Origin of the sequence: Vibrio sp. 1F255 (assembly GCF_041439145.1) — a bacterium.
GTDB lineage: Bacteria > Pseudomonadota > Gammaproteobacteria > Enterobacterales > Vibrionaceae > Vibrio > Vibrio crassostreae_C.
Map to the genome: position 1 here is coordinate 37,025 of NZ_JBGONQ010000004.1, position 15,827 is coordinate 52,851.

The following is a 15,827-nucleotide window of genomic DNA, read 5'->3' on the forward strand; positions in this document are numbered from 1 at the left end:
CTGATTTTTAGATAATTAAAAAATTATTTATATGATATTAAACTTGGCATACAACTTGTATCTGTGTTGGTTATAAATGATTAATACAGATCTTAAACCTTGTATAGGGTTTATCGAGTAATACACGGTCAGTGCTTATCCATATGAGAGTAAAGCTGGCCGCTTCGCAGAAACTTTGCGAACTCATAAGGAGAGCAAAATGGCTATCAATGTAAGCACTAACGTATCTGCTATGACAGCACAGCGTTACCTGAATAAAGCATCTAATGACTTAGCGACTTCTATGGAGCGTTTGTCATCTGGTCACAAGATCAACAGCGCGAAAGATGATGCGGCAGGTCTGCAAATCTCGAACCGTCTAACCGCTCAGTCTCGTGGTCTTGATGTGGCAATGCGTAATGCCAACGACGGTATTTCGATTGCTCAAACAGCAGAAGGCGCGATGAACGAATCGACTAACGTACTACAACGTATGCGTGATCTAGCGATTCAATCATCAAACGGCACTAACTCGCCGGCAGAGCGTACTGCACTGAACGAAGAGTCAATGGCACTTCAAGATGAGCTTAACCGTATTGCGGAAACCACATCGTTTGGTGGTCGTCGTCTACTGAACGGTTCATTCGGTGAAGCTTCATTCCAGATCGGTTCTAACTCTGGTGAAGCAATGATCATGGCTCTGACAAGTATCCGTGCAGATGACTACCGTATGGGTGGTACTACGTTCGATTCAGAAAACGCGAAAGATAAGAACTGGGAAGTGCCGCCAACAGCGAGCGATCTTAAGTTCGAATTCAAAACCAAAGCGGGTGAAGACATCGTTTTAGATATCAATACCAAAGCGGGCGATGATATCGAAGAGCTTGCGACTTACATTAATGGTCAGTCTGATCTTGTGAACGCATCGGTTACTGATGATGGTCGCATTCAACTGTTCGTTGCTGAACCTGACCTTGACGGCCCAATGTCTATCTCTGGTGGTCTAGCGTCTGAGCTAGGTATTAAGAGTGAAGGCCGCGCAACCTCGGTTCAAGATGTTAGCTTAACCAGCGTTGCGGGTTCACAGAACGCGATCAGCGTGATTGATTCTGCAATGAAGTACGTGGATTCACAGCGTGCTGATTTGGGTGCAAAACAGAACCGTCTAAGCCACAGTATTAATAACTTGGCAAACGTACAAGAGAACGTAGACGCTTCAAACAGCCGAATCAAAGATACGGACTTTGCGAAAGAGACGACGCAAATGACCAAATCACAAATTCTGCAACAAGCAGGTACTTCAATACTTGCTCAAGCAAAACAGTTGCCTAACTCTGCAATGTCATTATTGCAATAGTTATTGGTTGAACTTGCTGCTCGTGTTCAGACGTGAGCCATGCAGCAAGGGAAACTGGCAAGCATACTTACTATTGAATGTTTAGCTCTCTCATCTCTCACCTGCTATCCATTTTTGCAGTAAGAATGCAACGGCAAGTCGGAAATGTGTTCATTTCTCGATGATCTCCACACAGGCTCTGACGCGCCAACTAGCCCCGGTTCTCTCAAAGGAAAAGGGGCTTTTTCCTTTCTGTATTTCTTGTTTTTGCTATTTATTTTCCTGTGAACTTTCTCGCACTACCTTTTCCAAATCTCTATTTGATGGTTCTTCTTCACGACAAATAATGTCATCTATTACACAAGATTTGCGTAAGTCAGAGATCTTTGGCGATTGATCATTTCTCGACCTTGAGCCATTTAGACGGCGGTTCGTACGCTTTCTGAACAGATTAAGATCTTTTTCCAATTGAAATCTATCGCTGTATTAGAAAATGATGAAAATTAAGTTGTTGATAAATATTAGATTAATATTTTTTTTGTGGTTTTTTGAAAGTTTTTCTAAAGCTTCTGATTTTCGCGCCGTTATTAAAAGTAACTTTGAGAGAACTACTTGGTTTTCCGAGACGTCGGAAACCGCTATACCGGAAAATCAATTGGAGAAATCACCATGGCAGTGAATGTAAATACAAACGTTTCAGCGATGACAGCGCAACGTTACCTAAACAACGCAAACAGCGCACAACAAACATCAATGGAGCGTCTAGCTTCTGGCTCAAAAATCAACAGCGCAAAAGATGACGCTGCGGGTCTACAAATCTCGAACCGTTTGAACGTTCAAAGTCGTGGTCTTGATGTTGCTGTACGTAACGCGAACGACGGTATCTCAATTGCACAAACAGCTGAAGGTGCAATGAATGAGACGACTAACATCCTGCAACGTATGCGTGATTTGTCTCTACAATCTTCAAACGGCTCAAACTCAAAATCTGAGCGTGTAGCGATTCAAGAAGAAGTAACAGCGCTGAACGACGAACTGAACCGTATCGCGGAAACGACGTCTTTTGGTGGCAACAAGTTGCTTAACGGTACTCACGGTACTAAATCATTCCAAATCGGTGCAGACAACGGTGAAGCGGTAATGCTTCAACTGAAAGACATGCGCTCTGATAACGCTCAGATGGGTGGTAAGAGCTACCAAACTGAGAACGCGAAAGATAAAGATTGGAACGTTCAAGCAGGCTCTAACGACCTAAAAATGTCGTTCACTGATAACTTCGGTCAAGCACAAGAAATCGACATCAGCGCAAAAGCGGGTGACGACATCGAAGAGCTAGCAACGTACATCAACGGTCAACAAGACTCTGTTAAAGCGTCTGTAACTGAAGACGGTAAGCTACAAATGTTTACTGGTAACAACAAGGTTGAAGGCGAAGTGGCATTCTCTGGCAGCCTGGCTGGCGAACTAGGCATGCAACCTGGCAAAGACGTAACGGTTGATACTATCGACGTAACATCAGTTGGCGGCGCACAAGAGTCTGTAGCTATTATCGATGCGGCACTTAAGTATGTAGATAGCCACCGTGCTGAGCTAGGTGCTTTCCAAAACCGTTTCGACCACGCTATCAGCAACTTAGACAACATTAACGAGAACGTTAACGCATCTAAGAGCCGTATTAAAGATACCGATTTCGCGAAAGAAACGACTCAGATGACTAAGTCTCAGATCCTTTCTCAAGCTTCAAGCTCGATTCTTGCTCAAGCGAAGCAAGCTCCGAACTCGGCACTTAGCCTACTAGGTTAATCGATTAAAAAGCCACGTTGACTATAAGCGTCAACGTTAGGCTTCCACAAATTAGCTCGTGGTGAGAGATGAGCGCTAAACAGACCCAGCTTCGGCTGGGTTTTTTATTGCCTGCAATTTGGAGAAGGGGGGAGTTTTGGTGTTGGTCGTTGATTGGAAAGCGAGATTCCCTATCACGCTCGCTCCTCACTGTAGGGAGTGACGGGAATTGGGAAATGATGGTTTCCTCGCTTACTACATCGAAGCAGTCTTTCGTCACCCCAGAATCGAGTAGAACGAGATATCAGGGATCTCTTCTGACTTTATATTCAACACCACGCTCATTAACTTAAATAATGGGGCAACTTTAGCGAATGTCGCCCTATTAATTGAAGCCCGATCACACTTTCCTTTGTTGTTGAAAAGAATATGAAAAAAAGCGCATTTTTTATTAAAGCTTCTAATTAAGGGGCCGTTAAAGGGATTGAGAGAAATGATATGTACCAATGTAAGGTGAGAGAGACACTGGTGCATAAACAAAATTGACATGTATTTGTGTGAGGTGAGAGTCACATAAGTACATTAAAAAATGCCTAAAGGAGATCAACTATGGCGATTAATGTAAGCACAAATGTGTCTGCAATGACGGCTCAGCGCTACCTAAATAGCGCGGCTGAAGGTACTCAAAAATCAATGGAGCGTTTGTCTTCTGGCTATAAAATCAATAGCGCAAAAGATGATGCTGCAGGCCTACAAATCTCTAACCGCTTAACGTCGCAAAGTCGTGGCCTAGATATGGCTGTGAAAAACGCGAATGACGGTATCTCTATTGCACAGACAGCTGAAGGTGCAATGAATGAGTCAACCAACATTCTGCAACGTATGCGTGACCTTTCTCTTCAATCTTCAAACGGTTCGAACAGCAAATCTGAACGTGTTGCGATCCAAGAAGAAGTCTCTGCTCTAAACACAGAACTTAACCGTATTGCTGAAACGACCTCTTTTGGTGGTAACAAGCTTCTTAACGGTACTTACGGCAGCCAATCTTTCCAAATCGGTGCTGACTCTGGTGAAGCAGTAATGCTATCTATGAGCAACATGCGTACTGACACTCAAGACATGGGTGGTAAGAGCTACGGCGTTACAGAAGGCAAAGATGCTTCTTGGCGTGTAGGTGCGGGTGCTGATTTAACAATCAAATACAACGATAAGTTTGGTGAAGCGCAAGAGCTATCTATCTCTGCTAAAGAAGGCAACGATATCGAAGAGCTAGCAACTTACATCAATGGTCAAAGCCAAGACGTTAAAGCGTCTGTGGGTGAAGGCGGTAAACTGCAACTTTTCGCTTCAAGCCAAAAAGTTGAAGGTGATGTTGAGTTTGGCGGCAGCCTTGCGGGCGAACTAGGTATCGGTGCTGGTAAAGACGTTACCGTTAACGATATCGACGTAACTTCTGTTGCAGGTGCAAACGAAGCAGTATCTATCATTGATGGTGCTCTAAAATCTGTTGATAGTCAACGTGCTTCTCTAGGTGCTTTCCAAAACCGTTTTGACCATGCAATCAGCAACTTAGACAACATCAACGAAAACGTTAATGCGTCTAAGAGCCGTATCAAAGATACCGATTACGCGAAAGAAACAACGGCAATGACGAAGTCTCAAATCCTACAACAGGCGAGTACTTCTATCCTAGCTCAAGCGAAACAATCACCATCAGCAGCTCTAAGCTTATTGGGCTAAACTTACCTCGGTAAGTAGCGGTAAACTCTACTCTGGGTAGAGTTTTACTGTATGGCTCATAAAGGAGGGAGGGAGAGTGTTATGGAAATATCATCCAACGCATCGAACATCCAGCCTTATGGCTCACCTAATGGCATTAAAATTGCAAGCGATGAAGGTAGTAGTGCGTCGAGTCTTTCGCGACTAAAAGAAGCAACATCTTATGACAAGGTAGAGAAATCGAAAGAGGAAGCTACCGAAGCGGCGATTCAATTAGCTCAACATAGACAAGAGTTAAATGATGAAGAGCGAGTCAAAATGGTGGAGAAGGTAAACGAGTTTATCTCCTCTCTCAATAAAGGTGTGGCTTTTAAGGTCGATGAAGAATCTGGGAGAGATGTGGTTACCATTTATGAGACCACAACCGGTGATATTATTCGCCAGATCCCTGATGAAGAAATGCTTGAAATTCTAAGACGCCTAGCAGCCCAAAACTCGAATAGTCGAATATTTGAGGTGAAGGTTTAAGTCGTATTATTGAGGTGATTTAATGAGTTTTGGCCCAATGGGGATTTCGTCTGGCATGGATATCAATTCCATGGTCAGCAAAATTGTTGATTCGGAGCGTGTACCTAAACAGCAACGAATCGACAATGAACGAACGCGAATCGATACCAGCATTAGTGCCTATGGAAGACTCAGAGAATCCCTTGATTCGATGAAAAACCTGATGACAAACTTTCGTCAGGAAAAAGCTTTTGCTGTGCGAACAGTGGAAAGTACCGATGAAGCGCTTGTCTCTGCAACCGCGACTACCGAAGCGATCGCTGGCAAATATGCCATCGATGTGTTGCAGCTTGCCCAAAGCCATAAAGTGGCTTCTGATGTACTGTCAGAGGACATGAAATTTGGCCCAGGTAAGCTGCAGGTTTCGCTTGGTGATGACAGCTTTGACGTGCAAGTTGGCGACAGATCGAGACTTATCGAAGTTGTTCGTGGTATCAACGGTGCAGATAGCAACCCAGGCGTTCGTGCATCTATTATCAACGATGTCGAAGGTCCAAGACTTATTATTGCCTCGAACCAGTCTGGTTCAGATCAGCAGATCAGCATTAATGTTGAGTCAGATGCTGCCAATCCCTTAAAAAAACTCGAATACAAAACGCTTGAAGAACGTGTTAAAGCGCTAGAGAAAGCGCGCGTTGCTGCTCAAGATATTCTAGCTCTAACCCCTGCAGGAAAAGCCGTTGAACTCATCGATGAAGTGATCGCTAGCGATGACCCAAATGCGAATGAAACACTCGATAAAGATGGCAATATCATCCCAGCAGCCCAAACCGATTCTACTTCAGATGTTGACGGAGACTCTAAAAGTCTCAGCTACGGTGAGCAAGCAGCCGCCGACGGCCAAGCCGCCCTAGACGCAGCTCAATCGGCAAAGTCTGTGATGCCTGAAGATAATATCCCTGGCTGGACTGAAACCGCGTCAGGCACGCTTTTAGATTCTTACTACACACCAGAACTTGAGCTTGATGAAAAAGCGATAGAGAAGGCACCCGATGTGCCGGGGTGGTCAAATGCTGCCTCAGGTACTCTGACCGATTCATACGTGACACCGAAAGAAGCCCAACAAAAGCTTGAGGCTGAGCAAGCGCGTATCGAAGAGAAGATTTCACAAGAAAAAGCGGAGTTGGCTGAGAAAGTTCAAAAAGGCGAACTCACCGCAGAGCAAGCCAAGAAAATTGAGCGTGCCAAATTAGAACCCGAAGAGCGCGAGCTCTTAGAGAAGGTCGATAAAGCGCAAGCAGATCTTGAACAAGCACAGCAATCTTTTGATACCTATAGTGGAATGACTGAAGTTCAGGCTGGCCAAGATTCTATGGTTGTCCTAGATGGTGTTGCTCAACTCTCTAGTAATAACAATGTGATTGAAGATGCCATTGAAGGTATTGATATTACGGTGAAAGGAAAAACGCCAAAAGATAAGCCGCCGGCAGAAATTGGTGTGGAGTACGACCGTAACAGTGTTCGCCAAGATATCGAATCCTTTGTGAGCTCTTATAACCAGTTCTATCAAGTGTCGAAAGACCTCGCGGGTGTTGATCCAACGACTGGTCAAAAAGGCCCGCTCTCTGGTGACAGTACAGTGCGTAACGCCGACTCCCGATTGAAAGGGGTGTTCTCATCAAGTATCGAAGGTGCGCCAGACAATCTAAAGTCTTTGACTGAATTCGGTATCACCACCACAAGACAAGGCTCGCTAGAAATCAACTACGATATGCTTGACCGTCAACTCAACAATAACTTTGATAAGTTGGGTGAGTTCTTCGGTGGCAACAACGGTTTCGCTAAAAAAGTCGAAGACGCGATTCAAGGTATCACAGGTATCACGGGTTCAATCCGTACTAGAGAAAAGAGCTTGGTCGAGCAAAACTACCGTTTGGTTGATGACCAAAGCGCGCTCGACCGCCGCATGGACAGCCTAGAGAGCCGTACCCACTCTAAGTTCACAGCCATGCAAGATGCGACCAGTAAGATGCAATCTCAGCTGGGCAGTATGATGAATGCGTTGGGCTAATAGATGAATAGCCAGCTACAAGAGCTTTGTGAACTCGATCAACTAATTATCTCTAAACTGGAATTTAGTGAAATTAATGCTGAAGAAATAACGCAGCTTGTCGATAACAGAGAACAGTTATTGCAAAACGTGCTTCAAATAATCGACTCACATCCCGACGTTAAGCAAAGTTCTGAATGGTTTGAAGCCATTACCAGAACCAGAAAATTAGTCGAATTGATGCAGTCTGAGACGAGTCGAGTAGGTAAGACCCTACATAAATACCGTCACGGCGCTAAATCAGTTCAACAATACAAAAAGTTTTTATAGAAGAGGTTTACTATGCGCGGTTCTTTACAGGCATATAAAAAGGTATCAGTGGATAGTCAGCTAACGGCTGCCTCACCGCATAAGATTGTACAAATGCTAATGGCCGGTGCTATCGAGCGTTTGATTCAAGGCAAAGCGGCAATGCAAGCAGGCAACATCCCAGTGAAAGGTGAGCGACTTGGTAAGGCTCTAGATATCATTATTAGCCTACGTAGTTGCCTATCTATGGACGATGGTGGCGATATTGCGAAAAACCTAGATCAACTTTATGAGTTCATGATCACGCAAATTTCTGCGGCAAATCACAAAAATGACCCACAGCCTATTGATGATGTTATCGATATTATTCGCGAAATTAAGAGCGCTTGGGACCAAATTCCGAACGAATATCACAACTTGACGTCCGCTGACGTAGGTATTTAAAGAAAAATTGCAGTTTTAACCAATCTCATATCCCTTGATTGGTTGGTTGCCTTATTTTTTTAATCAAATAAAATAGAAGCCATTAGATAGCCTAATGGCTTTTTTCGTTGCTGATTTCCTAAATTTGTCCACGTAGACCATAATCATTGATACATCTCACTGTTTTATAGACTACGTTGCTCACCGTTTTTCCGCATCGCACCAAAATAAAGGCAATAATTCCTACTTATGCAAGGTTTGGCAAAACTGCTTGTCGTCGACGATAACGCTCAAGATCGTCACAATTTAAGCACAATATTAGAGTTTGTAGGAGAGAGCTGCGAAGTAATCAGCTCTGAACAAGCACGTAAAGTTGACTGGTCACTACAGTGGGCCGGCTGCATTATTGGTACCATTAAAGGTAAAGGCTTCAACGCATTACTGAATGAGAAGCTTGTTCACGCCAATCACATCCCTTTACTGGTGATTGGCAAAAACAATCACCCGGTTGACGAGTTGACTAACTATGTTGGTGAGCTTGAACTTCCTCTTAACTACCCGCAATTAAGTGATGCATTAAGACACTGTAAAGACTTCTTAGGCCGCAAAGGTGTTCAAGTTGTGTCTTCGGCACGCAAGAACACCCTGTTTCGCAGCCTAGTAGGACAAAGTGCTGGCATTCAAGAAGTACGTCACTTAATTGAACAAGTCTCTTCTACGGAAGCGAACGTGCTGATTCTTGGTGAATCTGGTACAGGCAAAGAAGTCGTAGCGCGTAACATTCACTATCACTCTAAACGTCGTTCAGGGCCTTTTGTTCCTGTAAACTGTGGCGCGATTCCACCTGATTTGCTTGAAAGTGAACTGTTTGGTCATGAGAAGGGCGCATTTACTGGGGCGATTACCGCACGTAAAGGTCGTTTTGAATTGGCTGAAGGTGGCACACTGTTTCTTGATGAAATTGGCGATATGCCGATGGCGATGCAAGTTAAGCTGCTACGAGTACTGCAAGAGCGATGCTTTGAGCGTGTAGGTGGCAATAGCACCATACAAGCTGATGTTAGAGTGATTGCGGCAACCCACCGCAACCTTGAAAATATGATCGACGATGATTCGTTCCGTGAAGATCTTTACTACCGCTTAAATGTATTCCCGATTGAAATGCCGGCGCTTCAAGATCGTAAAGAAGATATTCCACTGTTGCTTCAAGAGCTGATGACTCGAATGGAAGCGGAAGGCAGCATGCCTATCTGTTTCACGGCTCGTGCTATCAACTCTTTGATGGAGCATTACTGGCCAGGTAACGTTCGTGAACTAGCGAACCTGGTTGAACGAATGGTTATCTTGTATCCAAACAGCTTGGTTGATGTGAATCACCTGCCAACTAAATATCGATACAGCGATATCCCTGAGTTCCAGCCAGAGTTTAATAGCTTTGGATCTGAAGAGGAGCAAGAGCGTGATGCACTTGCTGACTTATTCTCAGAAGATTTCAGTTTTGATCAGCAAGATGATATTGCCGACAATGCTAATGCGCCTCAAGAGTTACCGCCAGAAGGGGTTAACTTGAAAGAGCTACTCGCGGATATGGAAGTGAATATGATCAATCAAGCGTTGGAAGCGCAGGGCGGCATTGTTGCTCGTGCTGCTGACATGCTTGGAATGCGTAGAACCACTCTGGTTGAAAAAATGCGTAAATATAACTTGCAGCGATAGTGTCCAGTTTTCGATGAAAACGAAAAACTAGCACACACTTTTTAGCTATTTGGTAACTCTAGCTAAGTGAACAGATAAACCATAGTCGAGTTGTTGCTTGCTTAACTATGTGATAAATATAGCAAATAGCCTGACTCGTGTTGTACGTCTCAGGCTGTTTTAGTATTTGAGGCAAATTTTTGACATGCGCGTATCTAACGAACCAGAAAATCAATCACACCTAGATTCTGTTGAACAGCAGGTTGAGCGCTATAAGCAAGTACTCGACGTGATGCCAGCTGGGGTTATCTTGTTAGATACACACGGCGAAGTGAGAGAAGCGAACCCTGAAGCGCATCGTATTCTTGGTGTTGAGTTGGTTGGCGAGAAGTGGTTTTCAGTGATTCAAAGTGCCTTTGACCCAAAAGACGATGACGGTCATGAGATCTCATTGAAGAACGGGCGAAAAGTGCGTTTGGCGATTTCAGCCTCTACCACGGGTCAGCTGATTTTGATTACCGATCTGACCGAGACCCGACTATTGCAGTCTCGCGTGAGTGATCTTCAGCGTTTGTCTTCATTAGGTAGAATGGTGGCCTCGCTTGCCCATCAAGTGCGAACGCCGCTTTCAAGTGCGATGCTGTATGCATCAAACCTTGCCGCGCCAAATCTGCCGCCGGCAACAAAAACGCGTTTTCAATCTAAGCTTATGGATAGATTGCATGACTTAGAGAAGCAAGTGAACGACATGCTGTTGTTTGCCAAAGGTGGTGACAACAAAGTCGTTAAGCCATTTACTGTGGCTGAATTGATCACTGAATTTCACCCTATGGTGGAAGCGGCATTGAAAACTAACCAGATTGATTATTGCCAAGAAGTTGAGGGCGAACAGACTCAAATGTTCGGCAACGCCAATGCTATCGCCTCAGCGTTAAGCAACCTAGTGTTGAACGCGGTTCAAATTGCGGGTAAGGAATCGCAGATCGATGTGTTTTTTAGGCCCGTAAATGGCGAGCTTAAGATATCAGTGCAAGACAGTGGCCCCGGCGTACCGAAAGAGCTTCAAGGTAAAATAATGGAACCCTTCTTTACCACTCGTTCACAAGGTACAGGTCTAGGCTTAGCGGTTGTACAAATGGTATGTCGAGCACATGAAGGCCGACTGGAATTGATATCAGAAGAAGGCGACGGCGCATGCTTTACCATGTGTCTACCGCTTGAAAGAAGTGCTTCTTCTGAAGACTAATAAGTTTTAACTGAATTTACACTGGAGAATCCTATGGCTCAAAGCAAAGTGTTAATCGTCGAAGATGATGAAGGTCTACGCGAAGCCCTTGTCGACACACTCGCGCTTGCTGGCTATGAATGGCTGGAAGCGGATTGTGCGGAAGATGCTCTGGTCAAATTAAAATCGAACTCCGTTGATATTGTCGTATCTGACGTGCAGATGGCGGGCATGGGTGGCTTGGCACTATTGAGAAACATTAAGCAGCATTGGCCAAATTTGCCGGTATTGCTAATGACAGCGTACGCCAACATCGAAGATGCCGTTGCTGCAATGAAAGAGGGCGCTATCGACTATATGGCAAAGCCATTTGCGCCAGAAGTGCTGCTCAACATGGTCAGCCGTTATGCGCCTGTAAAGTCGGATGACAACGGCGACGCTATCGTTGCTGATGAAAAAAGTATCAAGCTAATGATGCTGGCTGATAAAGTTGCGAAAACCGATGCCAACGTCATGGTGTTGGGCCCGAGTGGTTCTGGTAAAGAGGTGATGTCTCGCTACATTCACAATGCTTCTAGCCGAAAAGATGGCCCGTTTGTCGCGATTAACTGCGCGGCGATCCCAGACAACATGTTAGAAGCGACCCTGTTTGGTTATGAAAAAGGCGCATTTACTGGCGCTATTCAAGCTTGCCCGGGGAAATTCGAGCAAGCGCAGGGCGGTACAATTCTGTTGGATGAGATCAGTGAAATGGATCTTAGCCTACAAGCCAAACTACTGCGTGTTTTGCAAGAGCGCGAAGTTGAGCGATTAGGTAGTCGTAAGAGCATCAAATTGGATGTTCGTGTATTAGCGACCAGTAACCGAGACCTTAAACAGTATGTTTCTGAAGGGAATTTCCGTGAGGATTTATACTACCGCCTGAATGTATTCCCAATTTCTTGGCCTCCATTGTGCGAGCGTAAAGGCGATATTGAGCCTTTAGCCAAGCACTTAGTTGAGCGCCACTGCACCAAACTTGGTATGCCTGTACCCGTTATGTCAGCACAAGCGATCAGCAAACTCGTCAATTATCCGTGGCCGGGCAATGTTCGCGAATTAGACAATGTGGTACAGCGTGCGCTAATATTGAGCGAACAAGAGAACATCTCTGGTGAGCATATCCTTCTTGAAGGTGTCGATTGGCAAGACGCAAGCAGCCTACAACAAATCGTCGAAGGCAGTGACGTAGCTGCGCCAGAAATTAAGCCTATTGCCGAAGCAAACCCAATCAATAAAATCGCGGCTAGCAGCGAAGGGTTAGGTAATGAGCTTAGAGATCAAGAGTATGCGATCATTCTTGAAACCCTGATTGCATGTAATGGCCGACGCAAAGATATGGCTGAAAAACTGGGCATTAGCCCTCGTACACTGCGTTACAAGTTGGCTAAAATGCGCGATGCTGGAATAGATATCCCAAACTGACGATAGATTAGTAGTGTCAGCTTTCTGACTAGTGTAATACGATATCTAGTCAATTAAATGTGTGGCACGCTAATTGCTCTGTCAATAATATAGCTAAATAGATGGTCATAATTTTGACTCCTGAGGTAGTAGATGAGAATAGATGGTTTACAAGGCGAAATGCAGGCAATGATGGTCGAAGCTGCCAGCGCGCGTCCCGCAGCAACGGGGCAAGCGGTCGGTGCAGATTTTGGCAACATGCTGACTAATGCCATCAATAATGTGAACTCATTACAAAAGACCTCAGGTGATCTTCAAGCTCGTTTTGATAGTGGCGACCAAAGCGTATCCCTATCGGACGTGATGATTGCTCGTAATAAATCTAGTGTGGCTTTTGAGGCGACGATCCAAATTAGAAATAAATTGGTCGAATCGTACAAAGAGCTGATGAATATGCCGGTATAAGTTGGGTAGTTAAATAGTGGCAGATAATAGTCAAACAACAGATTTAACCGTAAGCGATAGCAACAACCATGCACTTATTGCAGGCTCTGAGCTAGACGGAGAAGGGCAAAATCCCGATCTAGGTGAACGCAGTTCATCGAAGTTCGATATGGCTGTCGGTGATCTTGATTTACTTCGTCAGGTCGTCTTAGTCCTTTCTATCTCTATCTGTGTAGCGCTGATTGTGATGCTGTTTTTCTGGGTAAAAGAGCCAGAAATGCGTCCATTAGGGGCTTACGAAACAGAAGAATTGATCCCCGTTCTTGATTACTTAGATCTGCAAAAGATCGATTACACGCTTGAAGGCAATACCATCTCAGTACCGGCGAGTGAGTACAACTCATTAAAGCTTAATATGGTACGAGCGGGTTTGAATCAAGAGCGAAACGCGGGTGATGACATCCTCATGCAAGACATGGGTTTTGGTGTATCACAACGTTTAGAACAAGAACGCCTTAAATTAAGCCGCGAAAGACAACTTGCCAAAGCCATTGAGCAGATGAAACAGGTGCGTAAAGCTCAGGTTTTATTGGCCCTGCCGAAGCAGAGTGTTTTTGTACGTCATAATCAAGAAGCCTCTGCTTCTGTATTCCTAACTCTAAAAACAGGTACTAACCTCAAGCAGCAAGAAGTTGATTCTGTTGTGGATATGGTGGCAAGTGCCGTTCCGGGAATGAAAACCTCACGTATTACGGTGACCGATCAGCATGGCCGATTGTTGAGCTCAGGCTCTCAAGACCCTATGTCAGCGGCGCGTCGTAAAGAACACGAGTTAGAGCGCAATCAAGAACAAGCGCTGCGTGAAAAAATTGACTCCATCCTGATTCCTATTCTTGGGTTTGGTAACTACACCGCTCAGGTTGATATCCAGCTCGATTTCAGTGCTGTGGAGCAAACCAGAAAACGTTTTGATCCGAATACACCGGCGACTCGAAGTGAATACACTTTAGAAGATTACAACAATGGAAATACGGTGGCGGGTATTCCGGGTGCGTTGAGTAACCAGCCTCCAGCGGATGCCTCAATTCCACAAGATGTGGCTCAGATGAAAGACGGCGCGATGACAGGTCAAGGCTCTGTTCACAAAGAAGCGACTCGAAACTTTGAGCTAGACACAACCATCAGTCATGAACGTAAACAGAGCGGCACGGTTAATCGTCAGACGGTTTCTGTTGCGATCAAAGACCGCCAATCCTTGAACCCAGATACGGGTGAAGTGGTTCATACGCCAATCCCGGCGAGCGAAATCAATGCGATTCGCCAAGTACTGATTGGTACGGTGGGCTTTGATGAAACTCGTGGTGATTTGCTCAACGTATTAAGCATGCAGTTTGCACCTCAAGTAACAGATGTTGTTGCTGATGTGCCAATCTGGGAGCATCCAAACTTCAATGATTGGGTTCGTTGGTTTGCAAGTGCCTTGGTTATCATTGTGGTGGTGTTGGTACTTGTTCGCCCTGCAATGAAGAAACTGCTTAACCCAGCAGCAGACAACGATGAACAGATGTACGGACCTGATGGCATGCCAATTGGTGCCGACGGCGAAACCAGCTTAATTGGTGGTGATATTGAAGGTGGTGAGCTGTTTGAATTTGGTTCAAGTATCGACTTACCAAACCTTCATAAAGACGAGGACGTGCTGAAAGCAGTACGTGCACTTGTAGCGAATGAACCAGAGCTAGCAGCTCAAGTAGTTAAGAATTGGATGGTAGATGGCTAACGAAATAGTTCCACAACAAACTGAAGGCGGTGAAGTGCTTGATGTCTCTAGCGTGGATATCGGCTCTATCTCAGGCGATGAGCGCGCTGCGATCTTGTTGCTCAGTTTAAATGAAGAAGATGCTGCTGGTATTATTCGTCACCTAGAGCCAAAGCAGGTTCAGCGTGTGGGTAGTGCGATGGCGCGAGCTACAGACCTATCCCAAGAGAAAGTAGGCGCTGTGCACCGTGCTTTCTTAGATGATATTCAGAAGTACACCAACATTGGTATGGGCAGCGAAGACTTCATGCGTAATGCGTTAGTTGCTGCTCTGGGTGAAGACAAGGCGAATAACCTTGTTGACCAAATCCTTCTCGGCACAGGTTCGAAAGGTTTGGATTCGCTTAAGTGGATGGATCCTCGTCAGGTGGCGAGCATTATCATCAACGAGCACCCTCAAATTCAAACTATTGTGTTGTCGTACCTCGATGCCGATCAATCGGCTGAGATCCTGTCTCAGTTCCCAGAGCGAGTTCGTCTGGATCTGATGATGCGTATTGCCAACCTTGAAGAAGTTCAACCTTCGGCGCTTGCTGAACTGAATGAAATCATGGAGAAACAGTTCGCGGGTCAAGCGGGTGCTCAAGCTGCCAAAATTGGTGGCCTGAAAGCCGCGGCTGAGATCATGAACTACATGGATAACAACGTGGAAGGCGTCTTGATGGATCAAATCCGTGACCAAGACGAAGACATGGCAACACAGATTCAAGATCTGATGTTTGTCTTTGAAAACCTTATTGAAGTTGATGACCAAGGTGTTCAACGACTACTACGTGATGTTCCACAAGATATTCTACAGAAAGCACTTAAAGGTGCAGATGAAGGTCTACGTGAGAAGATCTTCAAGAACATGTCTAAACGTGCTGCCGATATGATGAGAGACGATATTGAGGCGATGCCGCCAGTCAAAGTCTCTGATGTTGAAGCGGCTCAGAAAGAGATTTTGGGTATCGCGAGGAAGATGGCAGACAGTGGCGAAATTATGCTGTCTGGTGGCGCCGACGAGTTCCTTTAATACAGAAATCTCAAAAGCCCCACACTGTTGGGGCTTTTCTTTATCCAATCTCGAACCACAGATTAACTCAGTTTAACTGCT

General features: G+C 45.1%; 13 protein-coding genes. All 13 read left to right on the plus strand.

The window, feature by feature from the left end:
• The first annotated feature begins 199 nt into the window (after positions 1-199).
• The 13 genes from ACED41_RS04180 to fliG all read left to right on the plus strand — a co-directional run bounded on the left by ACED41_RS04180 (position 200) and on the right by fliG (position 15,746).
• Complete coding sequence (locus ACED41_RS04180; RefSeq protein ID WP_017064128.1) at positions 200-1,336, plus strand: flagellin; 1,137 nt, start codon at positions 200-202, stop codon at positions 1,334-1,336.
• A 648-nt stretch (positions 1,337-1,984) separates the two neighbouring features.
• The gene (locus ACED41_RS04185; RefSeq protein ID WP_048616124.1) at positions 1,985-3,118 is read left to right on the plus strand and encodes a flagellin; all 1,134 of its coding nucleotides are present in this window, start codon (positions 1,985-1,987) and stop codon (positions 3,116-3,118) included.
• Positions 3,119-3,706: 588 nt separating this feature from the next.
• Positions 3,707-4,837, plus strand: a complete 1,131-nt coding sequence (locus ACED41_RS04190) for a flagellin (RefSeq protein ID WP_017066381.1) — start codon at positions 3,707-3,709, stop codon at positions 4,835-4,837.
• A gap of 81 nt (positions 4,838-4,918) precedes the next feature.
• Entirely contained in the window at positions 4,919-5,344 is a 426-nt protein-coding gene (flaG, locus tag ACED41_RS04195) for a flagellar protein FlaG (RefSeq protein WP_017066380.1), read from the plus strand.
• Positions 5,345-5,366: 22 nt separating this feature from the next.
• Positions 5,367-7,394: a flagellar filament capping protein FliD gene (fliD, locus tag ACED41_RS04200; RefSeq protein ID WP_371724530.1), complete on the plus strand. Its 2,028-nt coding sequence runs from the start codon at positions 5,367-5,369 to the stop codon at positions 7,392-7,394.
• A 3-nt stretch (positions 7,395-7,397) separates the two neighbouring features.
• On the plus strand, positions 7,398-7,703 hold the full coding sequence (locus ACED41_RS04205) for a flagellar protein FliT (RefSeq protein ID WP_017060688.1): 306 nt from the start codon (positions 7,398-7,400) through the stop codon (positions 7,701-7,703).
• Positions 7,704-7,715: 12 nt separating this feature from the next.
• Positions 7,716-8,126 carry a flagellar export chaperone FliS gene (gene fliS, locus ACED41_RS04210; RefSeq protein ID WP_004736194.1) on the plus strand — a complete coding sequence of 137 codons (411 nt, stop codon included), beginning with the start codon at positions 7,716-7,718 and terminating at the stop codon, positions 8,124-8,126.
• 228 nt (positions 8,127-8,354) lie between these two features.
• Complete coding sequence (locus ACED41_RS04215; RefSeq protein WP_371724531.1) at positions 8,355-9,821, plus strand: sigma-54 dependent transcriptional regulator; 1,467 nt, start codon at positions 8,355-8,357, stop codon at positions 9,819-9,821.
• Positions 9,822-10,005: 184 nt separating this feature from the next.
• Positions 10,006-11,046, plus strand: coding sequence for a PAS domain-containing sensor histidine kinase (locus tag ACED41_RS04220; RefSeq protein WP_017060686.1), 1,041 nt, complete (start codon positions 10,006-10,008; stop codon positions 11,044-11,046).
• A 33-nt stretch (positions 11,047-11,079) separates the two neighbouring features.
• A complete protein-coding gene (locus ACED41_RS04225; RefSeq protein WP_017060685.1) occupies positions 11,080-12,489 on the plus strand; it encodes a sigma-54 dependent transcriptional regulator in 1,410 nt (469 codons plus the stop codon).
• Between the two features lie 132 nt (positions 12,490-12,621).
• A complete protein-coding gene (gene fliE / locus ACED41_RS04230) occupies positions 12,622-12,933 on the plus strand; it encodes a flagellar hook-basal body complex protein FliE (RefSeq protein WP_017060684.1) in 312 nt (103 codons plus the stop codon).
• A 16-nt stretch (positions 12,934-12,949) separates the two neighbouring features.
• On the plus strand, positions 12,950-14,692 hold the full coding sequence (gene fliF, locus ACED41_RS04235) for a flagellar basal-body MS-ring/collar protein FliF (RefSeq protein ID WP_371724532.1): 1,743 nt from the start codon (positions 12,950-12,952) through the stop codon (positions 14,690-14,692).
• Positions 14,685-15,746: a flagellar motor switch protein FliG gene (fliG, locus tag ACED41_RS04240; protein WP_017060682.1), complete on the plus strand. Its 1,062-nt coding sequence runs from the start codon at positions 14,685-14,687 to the stop codon at positions 15,744-15,746. Before fliF ends, fliG begins: the two co-directional genes overlap by 8 nt.
• The last annotated feature ends 81 nt before the right edge of the window (positions 15,747-15,827 follow it).

Coding starts and splice junctions, on each gene's coding strand:
- ACED41_RS04180 (WP_017064128.1), top strand. CDS start 200: ATGGCTATCAATGTAAGCACTAACGTATCTGCTATGACAGCACAGCGT.
- ACED41_RS04185 (WP_048616124.1), top strand. CDS start 1,985: ATGGCAGTGAATGTAAATACAAACGTTTCAGCGATGACAGCGCAACGT.
- ACED41_RS04190 (WP_017066381.1), top strand. CDS start 3,707: ATGGCGATTAATGTAAGCACAAATGTGTCTGCAATGACGGCTCAGCGC.
- flaG (WP_017066380.1), top strand. CDS start 4,919: ATGGAAATATCATCCAACGCATCGAACATCCAGCCTTATGGCTCACCT.
- fliD (WP_371724530.1), top strand. CDS start 5,367: ATGAGTTTTGGCCCAATGGGGATTTCGTCTGGCATGGATATCAATTCC.
- ACED41_RS04205 (WP_017060688.1), top strand. CDS start 7,398: ATGAATAGCCAGCTACAAGAGCTTTGTGAACTCGATCAACTAATTATC.
- fliS (WP_004736194.1), top strand. CDS start 7,716: ATGCGCGGTTCTTTACAGGCATATAAAAAGGTATCAGTGGATAGTCAG.
- ACED41_RS04215 (WP_371724531.1), top strand. CDS start 8,355: ATGCAAGGTTTGGCAAAACTGCTTGTCGTCGACGATAACGCTCAAGAT.
- ACED41_RS04220 (WP_017060686.1), top strand. CDS start 10,006: ATGCGCGTATCTAACGAACCAGAAAATCAATCACACCTAGATTCTGTT.
- ACED41_RS04225 (WP_017060685.1), top strand. CDS start 11,080: ATGGCTCAAAGCAAAGTGTTAATCGTCGAAGATGATGAAGGTCTACGC.
- fliE (WP_017060684.1), top strand. CDS start 12,622: ATGAGAATAGATGGTTTACAAGGCGAAATGCAGGCAATGATGGTCGAA.
- fliG (WP_017060682.1), top strand. CDS start 14,685: ATGGCTAACGAAATAGTTCCACAACAAACTGAAGGCGGTGAAGTGCTT.